At 71.7% G+C, this 16,353-nt stretch carries 14 protein-coding genes; 9 read left to right on the forward strand and 5 right to left on the reverse strand.

Annotation, left to right across the window (positions count from 1 at the left end; translation table 11 throughout):
- Positions 1-60: 60 nt before the first annotated feature.
- The 6 genes from IE255_RS26725 (at position 61) to IE255_RS26750 (ending at position 8,884) form a co-directional block, all read left to right on the forward strand.
- The gene (locus IE255_RS26725) at positions 61-1,656 is read left to right on the forward strand and encodes a protein kinase domain-containing protein (RefSeq protein WP_190052908.1); all 1,596 of its coding nucleotides are present in this window, start codon (positions 61-63) and stop codon (positions 1,654-1,656) included.
- 390 nt (positions 1,657-2,046) lie between these two features.
- Positions 2,047-3,234 (forward strand): pyruvate dehydrogenase (acetyl-transferring) E1 component subunit alpha, encoded by a 1,188-nt coding sequence (pdhA, locus tag IE255_RS26730; protein WP_190052909.1) that lies wholly within the window; start codon positions 2,047-2,049, stop codon positions 3,232-3,234.
- Between the two features lies 1 nt (position 3,235).
- The gene (locus tag IE255_RS26735; RefSeq protein WP_190052910.1) at positions 3,236-4,213 is read left to right on the forward strand and encodes an alpha-ketoacid dehydrogenase subunit beta; all 978 of its coding nucleotides are present in this window, start codon (positions 3,236-3,238) and stop codon (positions 4,211-4,213) included.
- Positions 4,214-4,223: 10 nt separating this feature from the next.
- Positions 4,224-5,654, forward strand: a complete 1,431-nt coding sequence (locus IE255_RS26740; protein ID WP_190052911.1) for a dihydrolipoamide acetyltransferase family protein — start codon at positions 4,224-4,226, stop codon at positions 5,652-5,654.
- Between the two features lie 158 nt (positions 5,655-5,812).
- Positions 5,813-8,047 (forward strand): glycoside hydrolase domain-containing protein, encoded by a 2,235-nt coding sequence (locus tag IE255_RS26745; protein WP_190052912.1) that lies wholly within the window; start codon positions 5,813-5,815, stop codon positions 8,045-8,047.
- A 21-nt stretch (positions 8,048-8,068) separates the two neighbouring features.
- Complete coding sequence (locus IE255_RS26750; protein WP_229906600.1) at positions 8,069-8,884, forward strand: twin-arginine translocation signal domain-containing protein; 816 nt, start codon at positions 8,069-8,071, stop codon at positions 8,882-8,884.
- A gap of 97 nt (positions 8,885-8,981) precedes the next feature.
- Here the strand turns inward: IE255_RS26750 and IE255_RS26755 are convergent, their stop codons facing one another.
- The gene (locus IE255_RS26755; RefSeq protein WP_190052913.1) at positions 8,982-9,881 is read right to left on the reverse strand and encodes a D-alanyl-D-alanine carboxypeptidase family protein; all 900 of its coding nucleotides are present in this window, start codon (positions 9,879-9,881) and stop codon (positions 8,982-8,984) included.
- A 208-nt stretch (positions 9,882-10,089) separates the two neighbouring features.
- Here IE255_RS26755 and IE255_RS26760 point away from each other — a divergent pair, with 208 nt between their 5' ends.
- Both IE255_RS26760 and IE255_RS26765 read left to right on the forward strand, forming a co-directional pair.
- Positions 10,090-10,740 (forward strand): GntR family transcriptional regulator, encoded by a 651-nt coding sequence (locus IE255_RS26760; RefSeq protein WP_190052914.1) that lies wholly within the window; start codon positions 10,090-10,092, stop codon positions 10,738-10,740.
- Positions 10,737-12,032, forward strand: a complete 1,296-nt coding sequence (locus tag IE255_RS26765; RefSeq protein WP_190052915.1) for an MFS transporter — start codon at positions 10,737-10,739, stop codon at positions 12,030-12,032. The genes IE255_RS26760 and IE255_RS26765 overlap by 4 nt, the downstream gene beginning before the upstream one ends.
- A gap of 9 nt (positions 12,033-12,041) precedes the next feature.
- On the opposite strand, the gene IE255_RS26770 is transcribed toward IE255_RS26765, so the two are convergent.
- Positions 12,042-12,806: a class I SAM-dependent methyltransferase gene (locus IE255_RS26770; protein WP_190052916.1), complete on the reverse strand. Its 765-nt coding sequence runs from the start codon at positions 12,804-12,806 to the stop codon at positions 12,042-12,044.
- 189 nt (positions 12,807-12,995) lie between these two features.
- Positions 12,996-13,820 (reverse strand): maleylpyruvate isomerase family mycothiol-dependent enzyme, encoded by an 825-nt coding sequence (locus IE255_RS26775; RefSeq protein WP_190052917.1) that lies wholly within the window; start codon positions 13,818-13,820, stop codon positions 12,996-12,998.
- A gap of 194 nt (positions 13,821-14,014) precedes the next feature.
- Between IE255_RS26775 and IE255_RS26780 the strand changes: the two genes are divergently transcribed.
- Complete coding sequence (locus tag IE255_RS26780) at positions 14,015-14,812, forward strand: carbon-nitrogen family hydrolase (protein WP_190052918.1); 798 nt, start codon at positions 14,015-14,017, stop codon at positions 14,810-14,812.
- A gap of 30 nt (positions 14,813-14,842) precedes the next feature.
- Here IE255_RS26780 and IE255_RS26785 read toward each other — a convergent pair whose 3' ends face one another.
- Both IE255_RS26785 and IE255_RS26790 read right to left on the reverse strand, forming a co-directional pair.
- On the reverse strand, positions 14,843-15,334 hold the full coding sequence (locus IE255_RS26785; protein WP_190052919.1) for an LURP-one-related/scramblase family protein: 492 nt from the start codon (positions 15,332-15,334) through the stop codon (positions 14,843-14,845).
- Entirely contained in the window at positions 15,331-16,347 is a 1,017-nt protein-coding gene (locus IE255_RS26790) for a helix-turn-helix domain-containing protein (protein WP_190052920.1), read from the reverse strand. Before IE255_RS26790 ends, IE255_RS26785 begins: the two co-directional genes overlap by 4 nt.
- Positions 16,348-16,353: the final 6 nt, after the last annotated feature.

Raw genomic sequence — 16,353 nt, forward strand, 5'->3', positions numbered from 1 at the left:
GGCCGACGGAGACCGTAACAACACCGCGCGCACCGCGGGCAGAAACGACGGCGAGGACTGATGGCACAGCAGCAGCGCGCTCAGGGCCCGTCCGACCCCGAGGCGACTGGCGGCGGCATGTCGGACGCGCCGGAGTCCTGGGGCAACGGCGGGCTGGTCGGGGACGGCCGGTACCGGCTGACCCACAGACTCGGCCGGGGCGGCATGGCCGAGGTGTTCGCAGCCGAGGACGTCCGCCTCGGGCGCACCGTCGCCGTCAAGCTGCTCCGCTCCGACCTCGCCGAGGACCCGGTGTCCAAGGCGCGCTTCACGCGCGAGGCCCAGTCGGTGGCCGGCCTCAACCACCACGCGATCGTCGCCGTGTACGACTCCGGCGAGGACTTCGTGGGCGGCCAGTCCGTGCCGTACATCGTCATGGAGCTGGTCGAGGGCCGCACCATCCGCGACCTGCTGCTGAACGCCGAGGCGCCCGGTCCGGAGCAGGCGCTGATCATCGTCTCGGGCGTCCTGGAGGCGCTCGCCTACTCGCACCAGCACGGCATCGTGCACCGCGACATCAAGCCGGCCAACGTCATCATCACGCACAACGGCGCCGTGAAGGTGATGGACTTCGGCATCGCCCGCGCCCTGCACGGCGCGTCCACCACGATGACGCAGACCGGCATGGTCATGGGCACCCCGCAGTACCTCTCCCCCGAGCAGGCCCTCGGCAAGGCCGTCGACCACCGCTCCGACCTGTACGCCACGGGCTGCCTGCTCTACGAACTCCTCGCGCTGCGCCCGCCCTTCACCGGCGAGACCCCGCTGTCGGTGGTCTACCAGCACGTCCAGGACATCCCGACGCCGCCGTCCGAGGCCTCCGACGCCTGCCCGCCGGAGCTGGACGGCCTGGCCATGCGCGCTCTCGCCAAGGAGCCCGACGACCGCTTCCAGACGGCCGAGGAGATGCGCGGGCTGGTCCAGTACGCGCTCCAGATGCTCTACGACCAAGGCGGCCACACCGGCACCTGGAACACCGGCCCGGTCGACATGCACGAGGGCCGGCACACCCCCTCGGGCGGCTTGGCCGGCACGGCCGTAATGGGCCACCCCGGCGACGCCTCGGGCACCACGCAGATCCCCTCGCCGATCCTGCCCGGCGGCTACGGCAACAGGGACGACGGCGGTTTCGAGGGGCAGGGCAACCGGGGCAGCGGCCGCGGCAAGCTGTGGATCCTCGCCGTGCTCGCGGTGATCGCCGTCGCCGCGGGTGTCGCCCTGGCGCTCCAGAACACCGGTGACAACCAGGACGACCCGAGCAAGAAGCAGTCGCCGACCTCCTCGCAGACGACCGAGGAGAAGACGCCCAGCGAGACGCCGAGCGACGAGGTCACCGACGAGCCGACGGACACCTCCACGGACGGCGGCACGGGCGCGGGCTCCGGCAGCGGCGACTGGACGCCGTCGTACTCGCCGTCCTACACGCCGTCGCAGAGCGCTCCCGAGTCGCCCACCGGCGAGCCGACGGACCAGCCGACGACCCCGGCGCCGACCGACGAGCCGACCGACCCGGAGCCCACGGACCCGGCCGGCACGCCGACGCCCCCGACGGGCGGAGCCGACGGCGGTGTGACGAACGGGGCCGTCGGCGGCCCGGGCGGCGAAGGCGGCGGCTGACCGCCGCGGAAACGCATGATCCACGCGCGCGTGGGTCCCGGAGACGGGGCCCACGCGCGCGTGCCGTTCCGGCACGCCGAGAAAAGAAGTCTTCCCGTGACCTGGGTCACCGGGTTAACGTGCGGTAGCTCCGGCCTCCTGCAAGGCTGTGACCAGGGCCCCTTCCGGACCTCCCCGATTTACTTGGATATCCAAGCAAAATCGCAGGTCAGGAGAGGTTTCACAGACATGTGACGCACTGGGTAACGTGCCTTTTGCAGGGCGCTCGCCGGGGCACCTGTCCCGCCTGTTCCCGGTCGAGTGGCACCCACCCCGTGCCCGGTGGTCGGAACAGGTGAGCCGCACTGGCCTACCGGTAACCCCGGGGGCCGGACCGACGGAGGAGCACACGTGACCGTGGAGAGCACTGCCGCGCGCACACCGCGACGCAGCGCCGGAAGCAAGGCCGGCACCACCGGCACCAAGCGCACCACCCGCACAAAGAAGGACGCCGGCACCGAGCCCCAGCTCGTGCAGCTGCTGACGCCCGAGGGCAAGCGCGTCAAGAACGCCGAGTACGACAAGTACGTCGCCGGTGTCACCCCGGAAGAGCTCCGCGGCCTCTACCGCGACATGGTGCTCACCCGCCGCTTCGACGCCGAGGCGACCTCCCTCCAGCGCCAGGGCGAGCTGGGCCTGTGGGCCTCGCTGCTCGGCCAGGAGGCCGCCCAGATCGGCTCCGGCCGGGCCCTGCGCGACGACGACTACGTCTTCCCCACCTACCGGGAGCACGGCGTCGCCTGGTGCCGCGGGGTGGACCCGACCAACCTGCTCGGCATGTTCCGCGGTGTGAACAACGGCGGCTGGGACCCGAACGGCAACAACTTCCAGCTCTACACGATCGTCATCGGCTCCCAGACGCTGCACGCCACCGGCTACGCCATGGGCATCGCCAAGGACGGCGCGGACAGCGCGGTGATCGCCTACTTCGGCGACGGCGCCTCCAGCCAGGGCGACGTGGCCGAGTCGTTCACCTTCTCCGCGGTCTACAACGCCCCGGTCGTGTTCTTCTGCCAGAACAACCAGTGGGCCATCTCCGAGCCGACCGAGAAGCAGTCCCGCGTCCCGATCTACCAGCGCGCCCAGGGCTTCGGCTTCCCGGGCGTCCGCGTGGACGGCAACGACGTGCTCGGCTGCCTCGCGGTCACCCGGTGGGCCCTGGAGCGGGCCCGCTCCGGCGAGGGCCCGACCCTCGTCGAGGCGTTCACCTACCGCATGGGCGCCCACACCACCTCCGACGACCCGACCCGCTACCGCGGCGACGAGGAGCGCCAGGCCTGGGAGGCCAAGGACCCGATCCTGCGCCTGCGCCGCTACCTGGAGGCCTCAAACCACGCGGACGAGGGATTCTTCGCGGAACTGGAGGCCGAGTCCGAGGCGTTGGGCAAACGAGTGCGCGAGGCGGTCCGTGCCATGCCGGACCCGGACCACTTCGCCATCTTCGAGAACGTCTACGCGGACGGACACGCGCTCGTCGACGAGGAGCGCGCCCAGTTCGCCGCGTACCAGGCGTCGTTCGCCGATGAGGGGGGCAACTGACATGGCCGACAAGATGGCTCTGGCCAAGGCGATCAACGAGTCGCTGCGCCGCGCTCTGGATTCCGACCCCAAGGTCCTGATCATGGGCGAGGACGTCGGCAAGCTCGGCGGTGTCTTCCGCGTGACGGACGGCCTCCAGAAGGACTTCGGCGAGAGCCGCGTCATCGACACCCCCCTCGCCGAGTCGGGCATCGTCGGCACGGCGATCGGCCTGGCCCTGCGTGGCTACCGCCCGGTGGTGGAGATCCAGTTCGACGGCTTCGTCTTCCCGGCCTACGACCAGATCGTCACGCAGCTCGCGAAGATGCACGCCCGCTCGCTGGGCAAGGTCAAGCTCCCGGTCGTCGTGCGCATCCCGTACGGCGGCGGCATCGGCGCGGTGGAGCACCACTCCGAGTCGCCCGAGGCGCTCTTCGCGCACGTGGCGGGCCTGAAGATCGTCAGCCCGTCTAACGCGTCGGACGCGTACTGGATGATGCAGCAGGCCATCCAGAGCGACGACCCGGTGATCTTCTTCGAGCCCAAGCGCCGCTACTGGGACAAGGGCGAGGTCAACACCGAGGCGATCCCGGGCCCGCTGCACAGGGCCCAGGTGGTCCGCGAGGGCGCCGACCTGACCCTCGCCGCCTACGGCCCGATGGTGAAGCTCTGCCAGGAGGTCGCGGACGCGGCCGCCGAGGAGGGGCGGAACCTGGAGGTCCTGGACCTGCGCTCGGTCTCCCCGATCGACTTCGACTCGATCCAGGCGTCGGTGGAGAAGACGCGCCGCCTGGTCGTCGTCCACGAGGCCCCGGTGTTCTTCGGCTCGGGCGCGGAGATCGCCGCCCGGATCACGGAGCGCTGCTTCTACCACCTGGAGGCCCCGGTGCTCCGGGTCGGCGGCTACCACGCGCCGTACCCGCCGGCCCGCCTGGAGGAGGAGTACCTGCCGAACCTGGACCGGGTGCTGGATGCCGTCGACCGCTCGCTGGCGTACTGAGGAGAGGGTCGTGACGACGATGACGGAAGCGTCCGTACGCGAGTTCAAGATGCCGGACGTGGGCGAGGGGCTCACGGAGGCCGAGATCCTCAAGTGGTACGTCCAGCCCGGCGACACGGTCACCGACGGCCAGGTGGTGTGCGAGGTCGAGACGGCCAAGGCGGCCGTCGAGCTGCCCATCCCGTACGACGGTGTCGTCCGGGAGCTGCACTTCCCCGAGGGCACCACGGTCGACGTGGGCACGGCGATCATCGCGGTGGACGTGGGCGGAGGGGCCGCACAGGCCGAGCAGCGGCAGGCGGCTCCCAAGGCCGTCGAGGCCGTCGAGTCGGTCGAGGAGCCGAAGGCGGAAGGTTCCGGCTCCGGCAGGCAGCCGGTCCTGGTCGGCTACGGGGTGGCGACCTCGTCCACCCGCCGCCGCCCCCGCAAGGGTCCGGAGGTCCCGGTCCAGCAGGCCTCGACGGCGATCCAGACGGAGCTGAACGGCCACGCGCCGGCGGCCCCGGCCCCGACCGCCCCGGCCCCGGCCGGAGTGGACCGACCGCTGGCCAAGCCCCCGGTCCGCAAGCTGGCCAAGGACCTGGGCGTCGACCTGGCGACGGTCGTCCCGACCGGCCCGGACGGCATCATCACGCGCGAGGACGTGCACGCGGCGGTGGCCGCCACCGCGCCGAAGGCCCCCGAGCCGGAGGTGGCGCCCGCCCCGACAGCCGCCCCGGCACCGGCGTCGTACGACACCGCGCGCGAGACCCGTATCCCGGTCAAGGGCGTCCGCAAGGCGACGGCGGCGGCGATGGTCGGCTCGGCGTTCACGGCGCCGCATGTCACGGAGTTCGTGACGGTCGACGTGACGCGCACGATGAAGCTGGTCGAGGAGCTGAAGGAGGACAAGGAGTTCGCGGGCCTGCGCGTGAACCCCCTCCTGCTGATCGCCAAGGCCCTGCTCGTCGCGATCCGGCGCCACCCGGAGATCAACGCGTCCTGGGACGAGGCGGCCCAGGAGATCGTGGTCAAGCACTACGTGAACCTGGGCATCGCGGCGGCGACCCCGCGCGGCCTGCTCGTGCCGAACATCAAGGACGCCCACGCCAAGACGCTGCCGCAGCTGGCCCAGGCGCTGGGCGAGCTGGTGGCGACGGCGCGGGACGGCAAGACGTCCCCGGCGGCCATGCAGGGCGGCACGGTGACGATCACCAACGTCGGCGTCTTCGGCGTCGACACGGGCACGCCGATCCTCAACCCCGGGGAGTCCGCGATCCTCGCGGTCGGCGCGATCAAGCTCCAGCCGTGGGTCCACAAGGGCAAGGTGAAGCCCCGTCAGGTCACCACTCTGGCCCTCTCCTTCGACCATCGCCTGGTCGACGGCGAGCTGGGCTCGAAGGTCCTGGCGGACGTGGCGGCGATCCTGGAGCAGCCGAAGCGGCTGATCACCTGGGCGTGAGCCGACCGACGGCGGCTCCCTGTCCCACCTCGGGGCGGGGGGCCGCCGGCGTCTGTCCGCGAGGGTGAACCGGCGGGGGCCCGAAGCGCACAAGAAGCTGCTCGGATCCGCCCAAGTACCCCACAGTAAGAGGTTTAGCCGGACATACGATCACGTTCATGCGCGACGCGATGGTGCTCAAGGCCCAGAGATTCGTGAACTCCGTCTACGGCAGCCGTATCGGCACGACCGTGGAGGAGACCGGCGAGGCCGACTGGGCGACCATGTACGCACTGACCCGTGCCCTCCAGTACGAGCTGGGCATCACGGCACTGTCGGACAACTTCGGCCCCACCACGCTCTCCACGCTGACCGCCAAGTACCCGAAGCTCGACGCGGACACCGTCCCCTCGCCCGACTTCTGCCGCATCATCCAGGCCGGCCTGTACTGCAAGGGCTACGACGGCAGCGACCTCGACGGCACGTACGGCGCGCGGACCCAGGCGGCCGTCACGAAGCTGAAGACGGACATGGGCGTCGAACAGGCCTTCCCGGGCGCGGATCTGACGCCCAAGGTGTTCAAGGCGCTGCTGACGATGGACGCCTACGTCCTCGGCCCCACGGGCACCCGGCAGGCGCGCGAGGTCCAGCGCTGGCTCAACGGCCGCTACCTCCAGCGGCAGGACTTCTTCGTCATCGCCTGCGACGGACGGGTCTCCCGGGACACCGCCAGGGCGCTGGTCCTCGGCGTGCAGTACGAGGTCGGCATGGCGGACGGCACCGCCAACGGCAACTTCGGGCCCGGCACCCAGTCGGCCCTGAAGGCGCACCCGGTGAAGCAGGGAGACACGGGCGTCTACGTCCAGCTGTTCTCCGCCGGGATGGTCGTCAACCGGCGGCCCGTCGCCCTCACCGACACCTTCGACTCCTACCTCGCCTCGGCCGTCCGGGCCTTCCAGACCTTCGTCGCGCTCCCGGCCACGGGAGAGGGCGACTTCTCCACCTTCGCCTCTCTCCTGGCGTCCTACGGCGACCAGTCCCGCCCGGGCCGGGCGTGCGACACCGTCTCGAAGGTCACCCCGGCGCGCGCGGCGACGCTCAAGGCGGCCGGCATCACCTACATCGGCCGCTACCTCACCAACCCGAGCGCCACCTCCCTGCCGGAGAAGGCCGTCCAGCCGGGCGAGCTGGCCATCATCGCCCAGCACGGACTGCGCTGCTTCCCGATCTACCAGACCGTCAACAACGACGCCTCCGACTTCGACTACGTCGCCGGGCGCACCGCCGGGTACGCGGCGGTCAACGCCGCCCGGGACCACGGCTTCAAGCGGGGCACCCGGATCTTCTTCGCCGTCGACTTCGACGCGATCGACGCCGAGATCACCGCGAACGTCCTGCCCCACTTCAAGGGCATCAAGGAGGCGATGGCGGACTCCGGGCACCCGTACGAGATCGGCGTCTACGGCTCCCGCAACGTCTGCGCGCGGGTCGGCGCGGCCGGCTACTCCACCGCGAGCTTCGTGGCCGACATGTCCCCGGGCTTCGACGGCAACGCCGGGCGCCCGCTGCCGCAGGACTGGGCCTACGACCAGTTCGTCATCCGGACCCTCGGCTCGGGCGACGGCCAGCTGGAGGTCGACGTCGACATCGCCTCCGGGCGGGACACCGGCCAGGGCTCGTTCGACCGGCCGCGGCCCGCCGTCCCCGACGTCGCCTTCGACACCCGCCAGGTGCCGGCGCTGCGGGCCGATCTCGCGCGCTACATGCGGTCGATCGGGCGCCCGGACATGGGCGGCGTCGGCGGCGACGCCAAGCTCTACACCAACGCCCAGGCCGTGGAGGCGATCCAGGACCAGGACGCGCTGATCACCCAGCTGTCGAACACGTACCAGATGCGCAAGGCGCTGATCCAGACGGCCGTCTACTGGGCCATGCGCGACTACAGCCTCGCCGACCAGGCCACCGACCAGCAGGTCGCCGACCACCACCTGTCGGGCTCCGGCTCGGTCCGGGACTCGCACACCGGCATCGGCGAGATCAGCGCGGCCGACGCCATCCAGGCCTGGAACCACTGCATCGGCTGGGGGTTCGCCACCGGCGACCACCGCGACCCGGCCAAGGACGCCGACCTCTGGGCCGTGTGGCAGCAGTTGAGCAAGGACAACGCGTTCAGCGTGCGCACCGCGGCCCTGGTCCACCTGTGGGGCACCCGCGGCAGGCCCGGGGGCCAACTGCCCCCCGGCGACCGCGTCACGACCCCGCGGTCCATGCGCCTCGACCTCGCCGAGTTCGAGATCACCGAACTGCTGCGCCGCTACCGGGCCTGGGATCCCGACGTGGAGTCCCAGACGCACCAGAGCCTGGCCGTCTACCAGATCTTCGAGAAGTACAACAGCATCGCCCGCAACGCGTGAACCTTCCGGAATGAGATCCCGTTGAAGCTCAGTCTCCCCGGCATCCCCCGCAGAGGGGCCCGGCCCGGCGCCGCGCACCGCCGCGGCCTGTCCCGCCGCGCCCTGCTCGGCCGGATCGCCGCGATCGGCGGCGCCGTGGGCGTCGCCGCCCTGCCCCTCTCCCACTTCCTCTCCCAGGCGTACGCCGACGCGAACAACCCCATCCCGGGCCGCGTGCGGGACGCGCTGCGCAGCGCGCAGGACCGGACCCGGCGCGTGCTGGCCGGCTCGCGCTCCCACAACGGCTGGGAGATGGAGAACGTCGCCGACGACGGCGGCACCGTCTACACCCGCCCCGTGCCCGGCACCCCGCTCAAGGGCGTCGCCGTGCGCATGGGAGACGTGGAGACCGTCCTCGTCCATCTGCTGCGCCGGTTCCACTACGAGGTCGAGGCCCTGCGCCGGGGCGACGTCGTCGGCTGGCACGACCCGTCCGAGGTCGGCAGGGCCCGGCCGGAGTCCAACCTGGCGTCCGGCACGGCGGTGCGGATCCGGCCGGGCTCCTATCCGCGCGGCGTCCGGGGCGGCTTCTTCCCGCAGCAGGAGGTCGTGATCCGCGACATCCTCGCCGAGCTCGACGGCGTGGTCCGCTGGGGCGGCGACGACCGTACGCCCGACGAGTCCCTGTTCTCCATCGACGTACGGCCCGGTGACCAGCGGCTGGCCGAGGTCGCCGCGCGGATCCGCGGCTGGCAGCTGGAGCCGGGAGCCGGTGCGGGCTCCCCCGTGAACGTGCTGGCCGGCGCCCGGCGCAAGGCGGCCCGGGCGCTGGAGCGCCGCCAGCGGACGGCGGCGTAGAGCTCCGTAGAGCTCCAGGGCGCGCGAAGGGGGGCTCGCCACCGGCTGCGGCGAGCCCCCCTTTCGTGTGCCCGTGGTGCTTGTTGCGTGGGCTCCGCTACTTGGCGAAGCCGTAGTTCAGCAGCTTCGTCGCGTCCGACTTCCGGGTGGTCCCGTTGGTCGAGGACAGGACCGTGCCGATGACGGTCTTGCCGTTGCGGGTGGCGGCGAAGACCAGGCAGTACCCGGCCTCCGGACCCGAGCCGGTCTTCACACCGATCGCGCCGGTGTAGCTGGACAGCAGCGGGTTGGTGTTCTCCCACGGCGCCATCGTCCGCGTGCCGCCGGACTTGGTGGTCGTCTTGGCCGTGTACTTCTTCGTCTTGACGACCGTGCGGAACGTGGCGTTCTTCATGGCGTTGCTGGCGAGCTTCGTCAGGTCGCGCGGCGTGGAGTAGTTGGCGCCCTTGCCGATGCCGTCGAACGAGTCGAAGTGGGTGTTCTTCAGACCCAGGTCCTTGGCGGTGGTGTTCATCTTGCCGATGAACGACTTCACGCGCGCCGCCCGCGTCGAGCCCGAGCCGAACTTGTCGGCGAGCGCGTACGCCGCGTCGCAGCCGGACGGCAGCATCAGCCCGTACAGCAGCTGGCGGACGGTGACCTTGTCGCCGACGATCAGCTTGGCGTTGGACGCCCAGTTGTTGTCGACGATGTAGTCGCTGTACGCCTTCTGGATCGTGACCTTGCTGTCCAGGTTGAGGTTCGGCTGCTTCAGCACGACCAGGGCGGTCATGATCTTGGTGGTCGAGCCGGTGGAGCGAGGCGTGTCGGCAGCCTTGTTGTAGAGCGACGTGCCGGTCGCGTTGTTCATCACGTAGCCGCCCTTGGCGGCGATCGTGGGCGCCGTGGCGGCCTGCGCCGGCGCGATGGTGAGGGCTCCGCTCGCGAGCATGGCCCCGGTGGTCACGGCGACGGCCGCGGCTCTGCGGAGACGGGTGCCCTTAATGCCGGTTATCAAGTGAAGTACCCCGATTGCGTTGAATGCCCCATCGATGCGGCCGAGTTGAGGACGAGGGGAAAGGGGCCGCACGTGTCTGACTTGTAACTAGCACACCTGGTTGTGCCCTTGCCGAACGGGGCCCCTGTTTTGCCACAGACGTGTGACATTCGAGTCCGCATCCTGGACGTATCCATCCATGCGTACCTGTTGTATCTATGCTGTCGGCATGACCCTGGCCGTGAAGCAACCGCCCGCCGCCGACCGCGTCTACACCCACGTCAAACAGGGCGTCCTGGAACGCCGCTACGAGGGCGGGACCCTCCTCACCGAGGGCGAGCTCGCCGAGGCCGTCGGGGTCTCGCGCACGCCCGTGCGCGAGGCGCTGCTCCGGCTGGAGGCCGAGGGTCTGATCCGGCTCTACCCGAAGAAGGGCGCCCTCGTCCTGCCCGTCTCCGCGCAGGAGATCGCCGACGTCGTCGAGACGCGGCTGCTCGTGGAGGAGCACGCGGCGCGCAAGGCCGTCCCCGCGCCCCCCGGGCTCATCGAGCGCCTGGAGGAGCTGCTGGCCCGGCAGAAGAAGCAGGCCGCCGCCGGAGACCTCGCCGGGGCCGCCGTCACGGACCGCTGCTTCCACGCCGAGATCGTCCGCAGCGGCGGCAACGAGATCCTCTCCCGCCTCTACGACCAGCTGCGCGACCGCCAGCTGCGGATGGGCGTCGCCGTCATGCACTCCCACCCCGACCGGATCGCCAAGACCCTCGCCGAGCACGAGGAGATCCTCGAAGCGCTGCGCGCGGGGGACGCCGAGGCGGCCGTCGGGCTCGTCCACCGGCACATCGGCTGGTTCTCGCACCTGGCCCGGGGGGAGGTCCGATGAGCGCCACCGCGATGCCGGGCGATCCTCCGGGCGGCCGGCGGGCGCTGGCCGTCTGGGGCATCGGCGTCTCCGTCTACTTCGTCGCGGTCATCTTCCGCACGTCGCTGGGCGTCGCCGGCCTCGACGCCGCCGACCGCTTCCACGTCAACGCCTCCGCGCTCTCCACCTTCTCGATCCTCCAGCTGCTGGTCTACGCGGGCATGCAGATACCCGTCGGCCTGCTCGTCGACCGGCTCGGCACCAAGAAGGTGCTGGCGCTCGGCGCGGTGCTGTTCACGGCCGGGCAGCTGGGCTTCGCGTTCTCCCCGTCGTACGGCATGGCGCTCGCCTCCCGGGCACTGCTCGGCTGCGGTGACGCGCTGACGTTCATCAGCGTGCTGCGCCTCGGCAGCCGGTGGTTCCCGGCCCGGCGCGGGCCGCTCGTCGCCCAGTTCGCGGGGCTGGTCGGCATGGCGGGCAACCTCGTCTCCACGCTCGTCCTCGCCCGGCTGCTGCACGGCATCGGCTGGACGGCGGCCTTCGCGGGCAGCGCGGCCGCCGGAGCCGTGGTGTTCGTGCTGGTGCTGCTGTTCCTGAAGGACCACCCGGAGGGCCACGAGCCGGAGCCGCTCCCGCACCAGGGCGCGGCCTACGTACGGCGGCAGATCGCCGCATCCTGGCGGGAGCCGGGGACGCGACTGGGCCTGTGGGTGCACTTCACCACCCAGTTCCCGGCGATGGTGTTCCTGCTGCTGTGGGGCCTGCCGTTCCTGGTCGAGGCCCAGGGGCTGTCCCGTGCCGTCGCCGGTGAACTCCTCACGCTCGTCGTGCTGTCGAACATGGTCGTCGGCCTGGTCTACGGCCAGATCGTCGCCCGGCACCACGGGGCGCGGCTGCCGCTCGCGCTCGGCACGGTCGGGGCGACGGCGGTGCTGTGGGCCGCCACGCTCGTCTACCCCGGCGCGCACGCCCCGATGTGGCTGCTGGTCGTGCTCTGCACGGTGCTCGGGGCGTGCGGGCCCGCGTCGATGATCGGCTTCGACTTCGCCCGCCCGGCGAACCCGCCCGAGCGGCAGGGCACGGCGTCCGGCATCACCAACATGGGCGGCTTCCTGGCCTCCATGACCACGCTGTTCGCGGTCGGGGTGCTGCTGGACGCGACCGGGGACGACTACACCGTGGCCTTCTCGGTGGTGTTCGTGCTGCAGGCCCTCGGGGTCACCCAGATCCTGCGGCTGCGCAGGCGGGCGGCCCGGCGGGAGCGGGAGCGGCTGGTGACGAGCCGGGTGGAGACGGTGCACGTGCCGGTGTAGCCCGCCGGGTCATCGGGTCATCGGGCCCACCGGTACGAGGGTGAGGTACGCGAGTCCGAGGACGCCGCGGTAGGTGAGCCAGGCGGCGCGGTGGCGGTCGGCGCGCTGCCGTGTCTCCTGTGCCCGGGGGTGGTCGGGGTGCTCGGCGAGCCACACCTCGGTGTCCGCGAGGTACGCCGACTCGAACTCCTCCCACTCGTCGAGGCTCGCGGTCTCCGTCCACTCGGGCCGGAACCCCGCCTCGATGGCCAGGTCGACGAGGGTCGCGAGGTCGGGGTGGTCGGTGGCGGCGGCGTCCGGCCACATGCGGGACAGTTCGGCCGGGGTCGGGGTGCGCTGCCAGAACCCCTCGCCGAGCAGGACGCGACCGTGGTCGGAGACGAGGCGGCGTAGGTCGGCGAGGGCCTTGGGGAGTTGGTCGCCGAGGGCTTGGCTCGCGCCTACGCACAGGACGAGGTCGGCGGGGCCGTGCGCGGTGCCGGTGGCGGACTCCTCGAGGAAACGGACCCGGTCCGTGAGCCCGCGTGCCTCGGCGGCTTGCCGGCCGCGGGCCAGGTCCTCGGCGTTGAGGTCGATGCCGGTGCCGGTCGCCTTCGGCGCGGCGGCCAGGACGCGGAGCATGAGCTCGCCCCAGCCGCAGCCGATGTCCAGGACGGTCGCGGGGGTGTTGCTCGCGAGGCGTTGTACGAGGCGGTCTGCGCGGGCCTCGGACAACGGGCCGTGGAAGGTGAGGCGGGTGCGGGTGCGGGTGCGGGTGCGGTGGGGTGGGGTCATGCCGGGGGACGCTACGGCGGGGGGTGGGGCGGGGGCATGGGGATTTCCGGTGCTGGGCGTTGGGGCGGGGCCGGGTGGGTGCGCAGCTCGGCGCGACGAGGTGCCTCCCCCAAGCTCTTCGAGCAGGGGGTACCCCCAGCGCCCACCCGTGCCGCCCTTAGCGGCACGATTGCCCGCAGCTCAAGCTGCCTACCGCGTCACCGTGAAGTTCCTCAGAATCGCCGCCGTCAGGTCCGCGTCGCCCTCCAGCTTCAGCCTGTCGGAGACCGACTCCGGCGTCACGCGGCCGCAGGCCAGGCGGACGTACGTCTCCCAGTCGAGGGTGAGGGTCGCGGCGGGGCCGAGCGCGGGGGCCGTTTCGAGGGTGCCGCGGCCCTGGATGTCCACGCGGATCGTGCGCAGGAACTCGACGGGGCCGTGGACGTCGAAGACGATGGCCGAGCTGCGCGGGGCCTGCGCGTCCTCGGCGACCACGCGGGGGAGTTCGCCGAGCAGCACGTCGCGGGCGACCAGCGCGCCGGGGGAGTCGAGGTTGCCGGGGCGGCCGAGGGCCGTGCGCAGGTCCTGCTCGTGCACCCACACGTCGAACGCGTGCCGCCGCATCGACTCCTCCAGGGTGAGCTCCTGGCCCAGCGGGCCCCGCACCTTGGTGCCCGGGTCACGCGAGTCGTTCCGCAGCTGGCGGTTGCGGCGGATGATCACGTACTCCAGCTCGGAGGTCATCTCCGGCGCCGTGTGGTGACGGCGGACGTCGACCTGCATCTCCATGTAGCGCTGGTGGTCGTTCGTGACGTGGAAGAGGTCCCGCGGGAGTGTGTGGATCGGGCGCGGGTCGCCCAGCATCTCGCAGTCCAGGCCTATGACATGCGACACCACGTCCCGCACCGACCAGCCGGGGCACGGTGTGCGGCGGTTCCAGTCGGCCTCCCCGAGCGGCTGGAGCAGCTCGGATATCGCTTCGATGGAGTGGGTCCAGGCGTCGGCGTAGGGCTGGAGGGTGGGATGCAGACTCACGGAACGGGACCCCTCGGCGGTCGGTACACGGGCAGGTGGTGGCGGCGTTGCCAGTGGGAGGTGGCGGCTGTCGGCGGGTGTCTTGGCAGCTAAGTTACGCTGCTGTGAGGCACCCCGGCAGTGCTTTCGTGTGACGATCGTAGGCCCGTGGGGACCGCACGTGTGGACGGCCCGAATGCCAGGACGGTGGTAGTGTGCGCGCCTCTGTGATCCAGATCGCCGTAGACGAGGGCGAATCGGTCGAATCGCGCCGCCGACGGGCGGCCCGGCTCGTCCGGGACCAGGCCGGGGCCGATCTCGTCGTCCTGCCGGAGCTGTGGACCACGGGTGCCTTCGCCTACGAGGAGTTCGGGCGCGAGGCCGAGCCGCTCGAAGGCCCGACGTACGAGGCGATGGCGAAGGCCGCGAGCGACGCGGGTGTGTGGCTGCACGCGGGCTCCGTTCCCGAGCGTGACCCTGAGGGGCCGCTGTACAACACCTCCCTGGTCTTCTCCCCCTCCGGTGACCTCGCCGCCGCCTATCGCAAGATCCACCGGTTCGGCTTCGACAAGGGCGAGGCCGTGCTGATGGGGGCGGGCACGGAGCTGGTGACCGTCCGCCTGCCGTCGACCGTCCTGGGCCTCGGCACCTGCTACGACCTCCGTTTCCCCGAACTCTTCCGCGGTCTCGTCGACGCCGGTGCCGAGACGCTCGTCGTCCCGGCGGGCTGGCCGGAGCGCCGCCGGTCCCACTGGACGCTGCTGGCTCAGGCGCGGGCGGTGGAGAACCAGTCGTTCGTCGTCGCGTGTGGAACGGCCGGGACGCACGCCGGAGTTCCCCAGGCCGGTCACTCGATCGTGGTCGACCCGTGGGGCGAGGTGCTGGCCGAGGCGGGCGCCGGCGAGGAGGTCCTGACGGTGGAGTTCGACCCGGGGAAGGTCGCCGCGACGCGGGAGCAGTTCCCGGCGCTGAAGGACCGGGTGCTGGGGCTCCAGCCCCCGCGCAGGCCCTGACCAGTCCCCGGGAAGGCTGACCGGGCGCTCTCAGTCCTCCCGCTCCTTCTCCGCCAGGTGGATCACGCACACCGCCACGGCGATCAGCAGCGCCGGATCCGCGTCCTCGCGGACGACGTCCACACCGTAGGTGTCCCGTACGGTCAGCCACCGCCGGGAGATCACCGCCAGCAGCTCCCCGTCGTACTCGACGGCGAACTCCCGGTCGAGGACCTTGCCGCTGACGTCCAGTTCGTTGCCGTCGGCCAGGGACACCCGGTAGTGGTTGCGCAGCAGGGACAGCCGTTTCCGGCGGACCGTCGCCAGCGGCTCCCCGCCCCGCTGGAGCACCATCGTGTCGCGCAGGGCGAGCATCTTCTGGTGGATCTCGACGAGGACGTGACCCTGGGGGTCCTTCAGTTCCCAGGTGTCCCGCAGCCGCAGGGCCTTGCCGTCGACGAGGAACACCTTGGTGCCGTGCTCGTCCTCGATCCAGTAGTCGTCACCGAAGCCGAGGAGCCGGTCGTACACGAGGAATCTCATGAGACCAGGGCTTCCCCGCCGCGGGTTCCGAAACGCCGCCGATAGGCCGACGGGCTGAGCCCGGTCGCCCGCCGCAGCCGCGCCCGCAGGTTGGCGGCCGTACCGAGCCCGCTGCGGGCCGCCACCACGTCCAGCCGCTCCTCGCCCCGCTCGATGAGTCGGCAGGCCAGCGCCACCCGCTCCCCGGTGAGCCACGCCAGCGGTGTCGTCCCGAGCTGGGCGCGGAAGCGCCGGTGGAGCGTGGCGGGGCTGACACGCGCGCGTGCGGCCATGTCCGCCACCGTCAGCGGCTCGCCCAGCCGCTCCTGCGCCCAGGCCAGCAGGGGCGCCAGGGACTCGTCCCGCACCTGAGGCACCGGCCGCTCCACGAACTGCCGCTGCCCGCCGTCGCGGTGGGAGGCGAACACCAGGCGTCGGGAGACGTGGTTGGCGATCTCGGCGCCGTGGTCGCGGCGCCAGATGTGCAGCCCGAGATCGAGCGCGGCCGCGCTGCCCGCGGCGGTGAGGATGTCGCCCTCGTCCATGTACAGCACGTCCGGCTCCAGCAGCACCTTCGGGTGCAGCCGGCGGAAGGAATCCGCCCAGCGCCAGTGGGTCGCGGCCCGCCGCCCGTCCAGCAGCCCGGCCTCGGCCAGGGCGAAGGTGCCCGTGCAGAAGCTCATGACCCGGGCGCCACGCGCGTGTGCCCGCCGGATGGCGTCGAGCACGTCGGGGCCGCGCGGTACGACGTTGTCCGGCCGGCCCGGCACGACCAGCGTGTCCGCCTCCGCCACGGCGTCCAGGCCACGGACGCCGGTGAGCGTGAAGAAGCCGTGGTTCATCCGGATCTCCGGCGCGGGCGCGCACAGCGTCACCTCGTACAACGGCCCCGGCAGCCCCAGCTCCGGCCGCGGCAGCCCGAACAGCTCGGTGGCCACCCCCACTTCGAAGGGGTTGGTGCCCTCGTCCACGATCACGGCGACCCGGTGCGGACGGTGCGGACGGTGCGGACGGTGCGAGGATCCTTGCGACATGTGCGA

The sequence above is a fragment of the Streptomyces lomondensis genome (assembly GCF_014651035.1).
In the GTDB taxonomy this organism is placed as follows: Bacteria; Actinomycetota; Actinomycetes; order Streptomycetales; family Streptomycetaceae; genus Streptomyces; species Streptomyces lomondensis.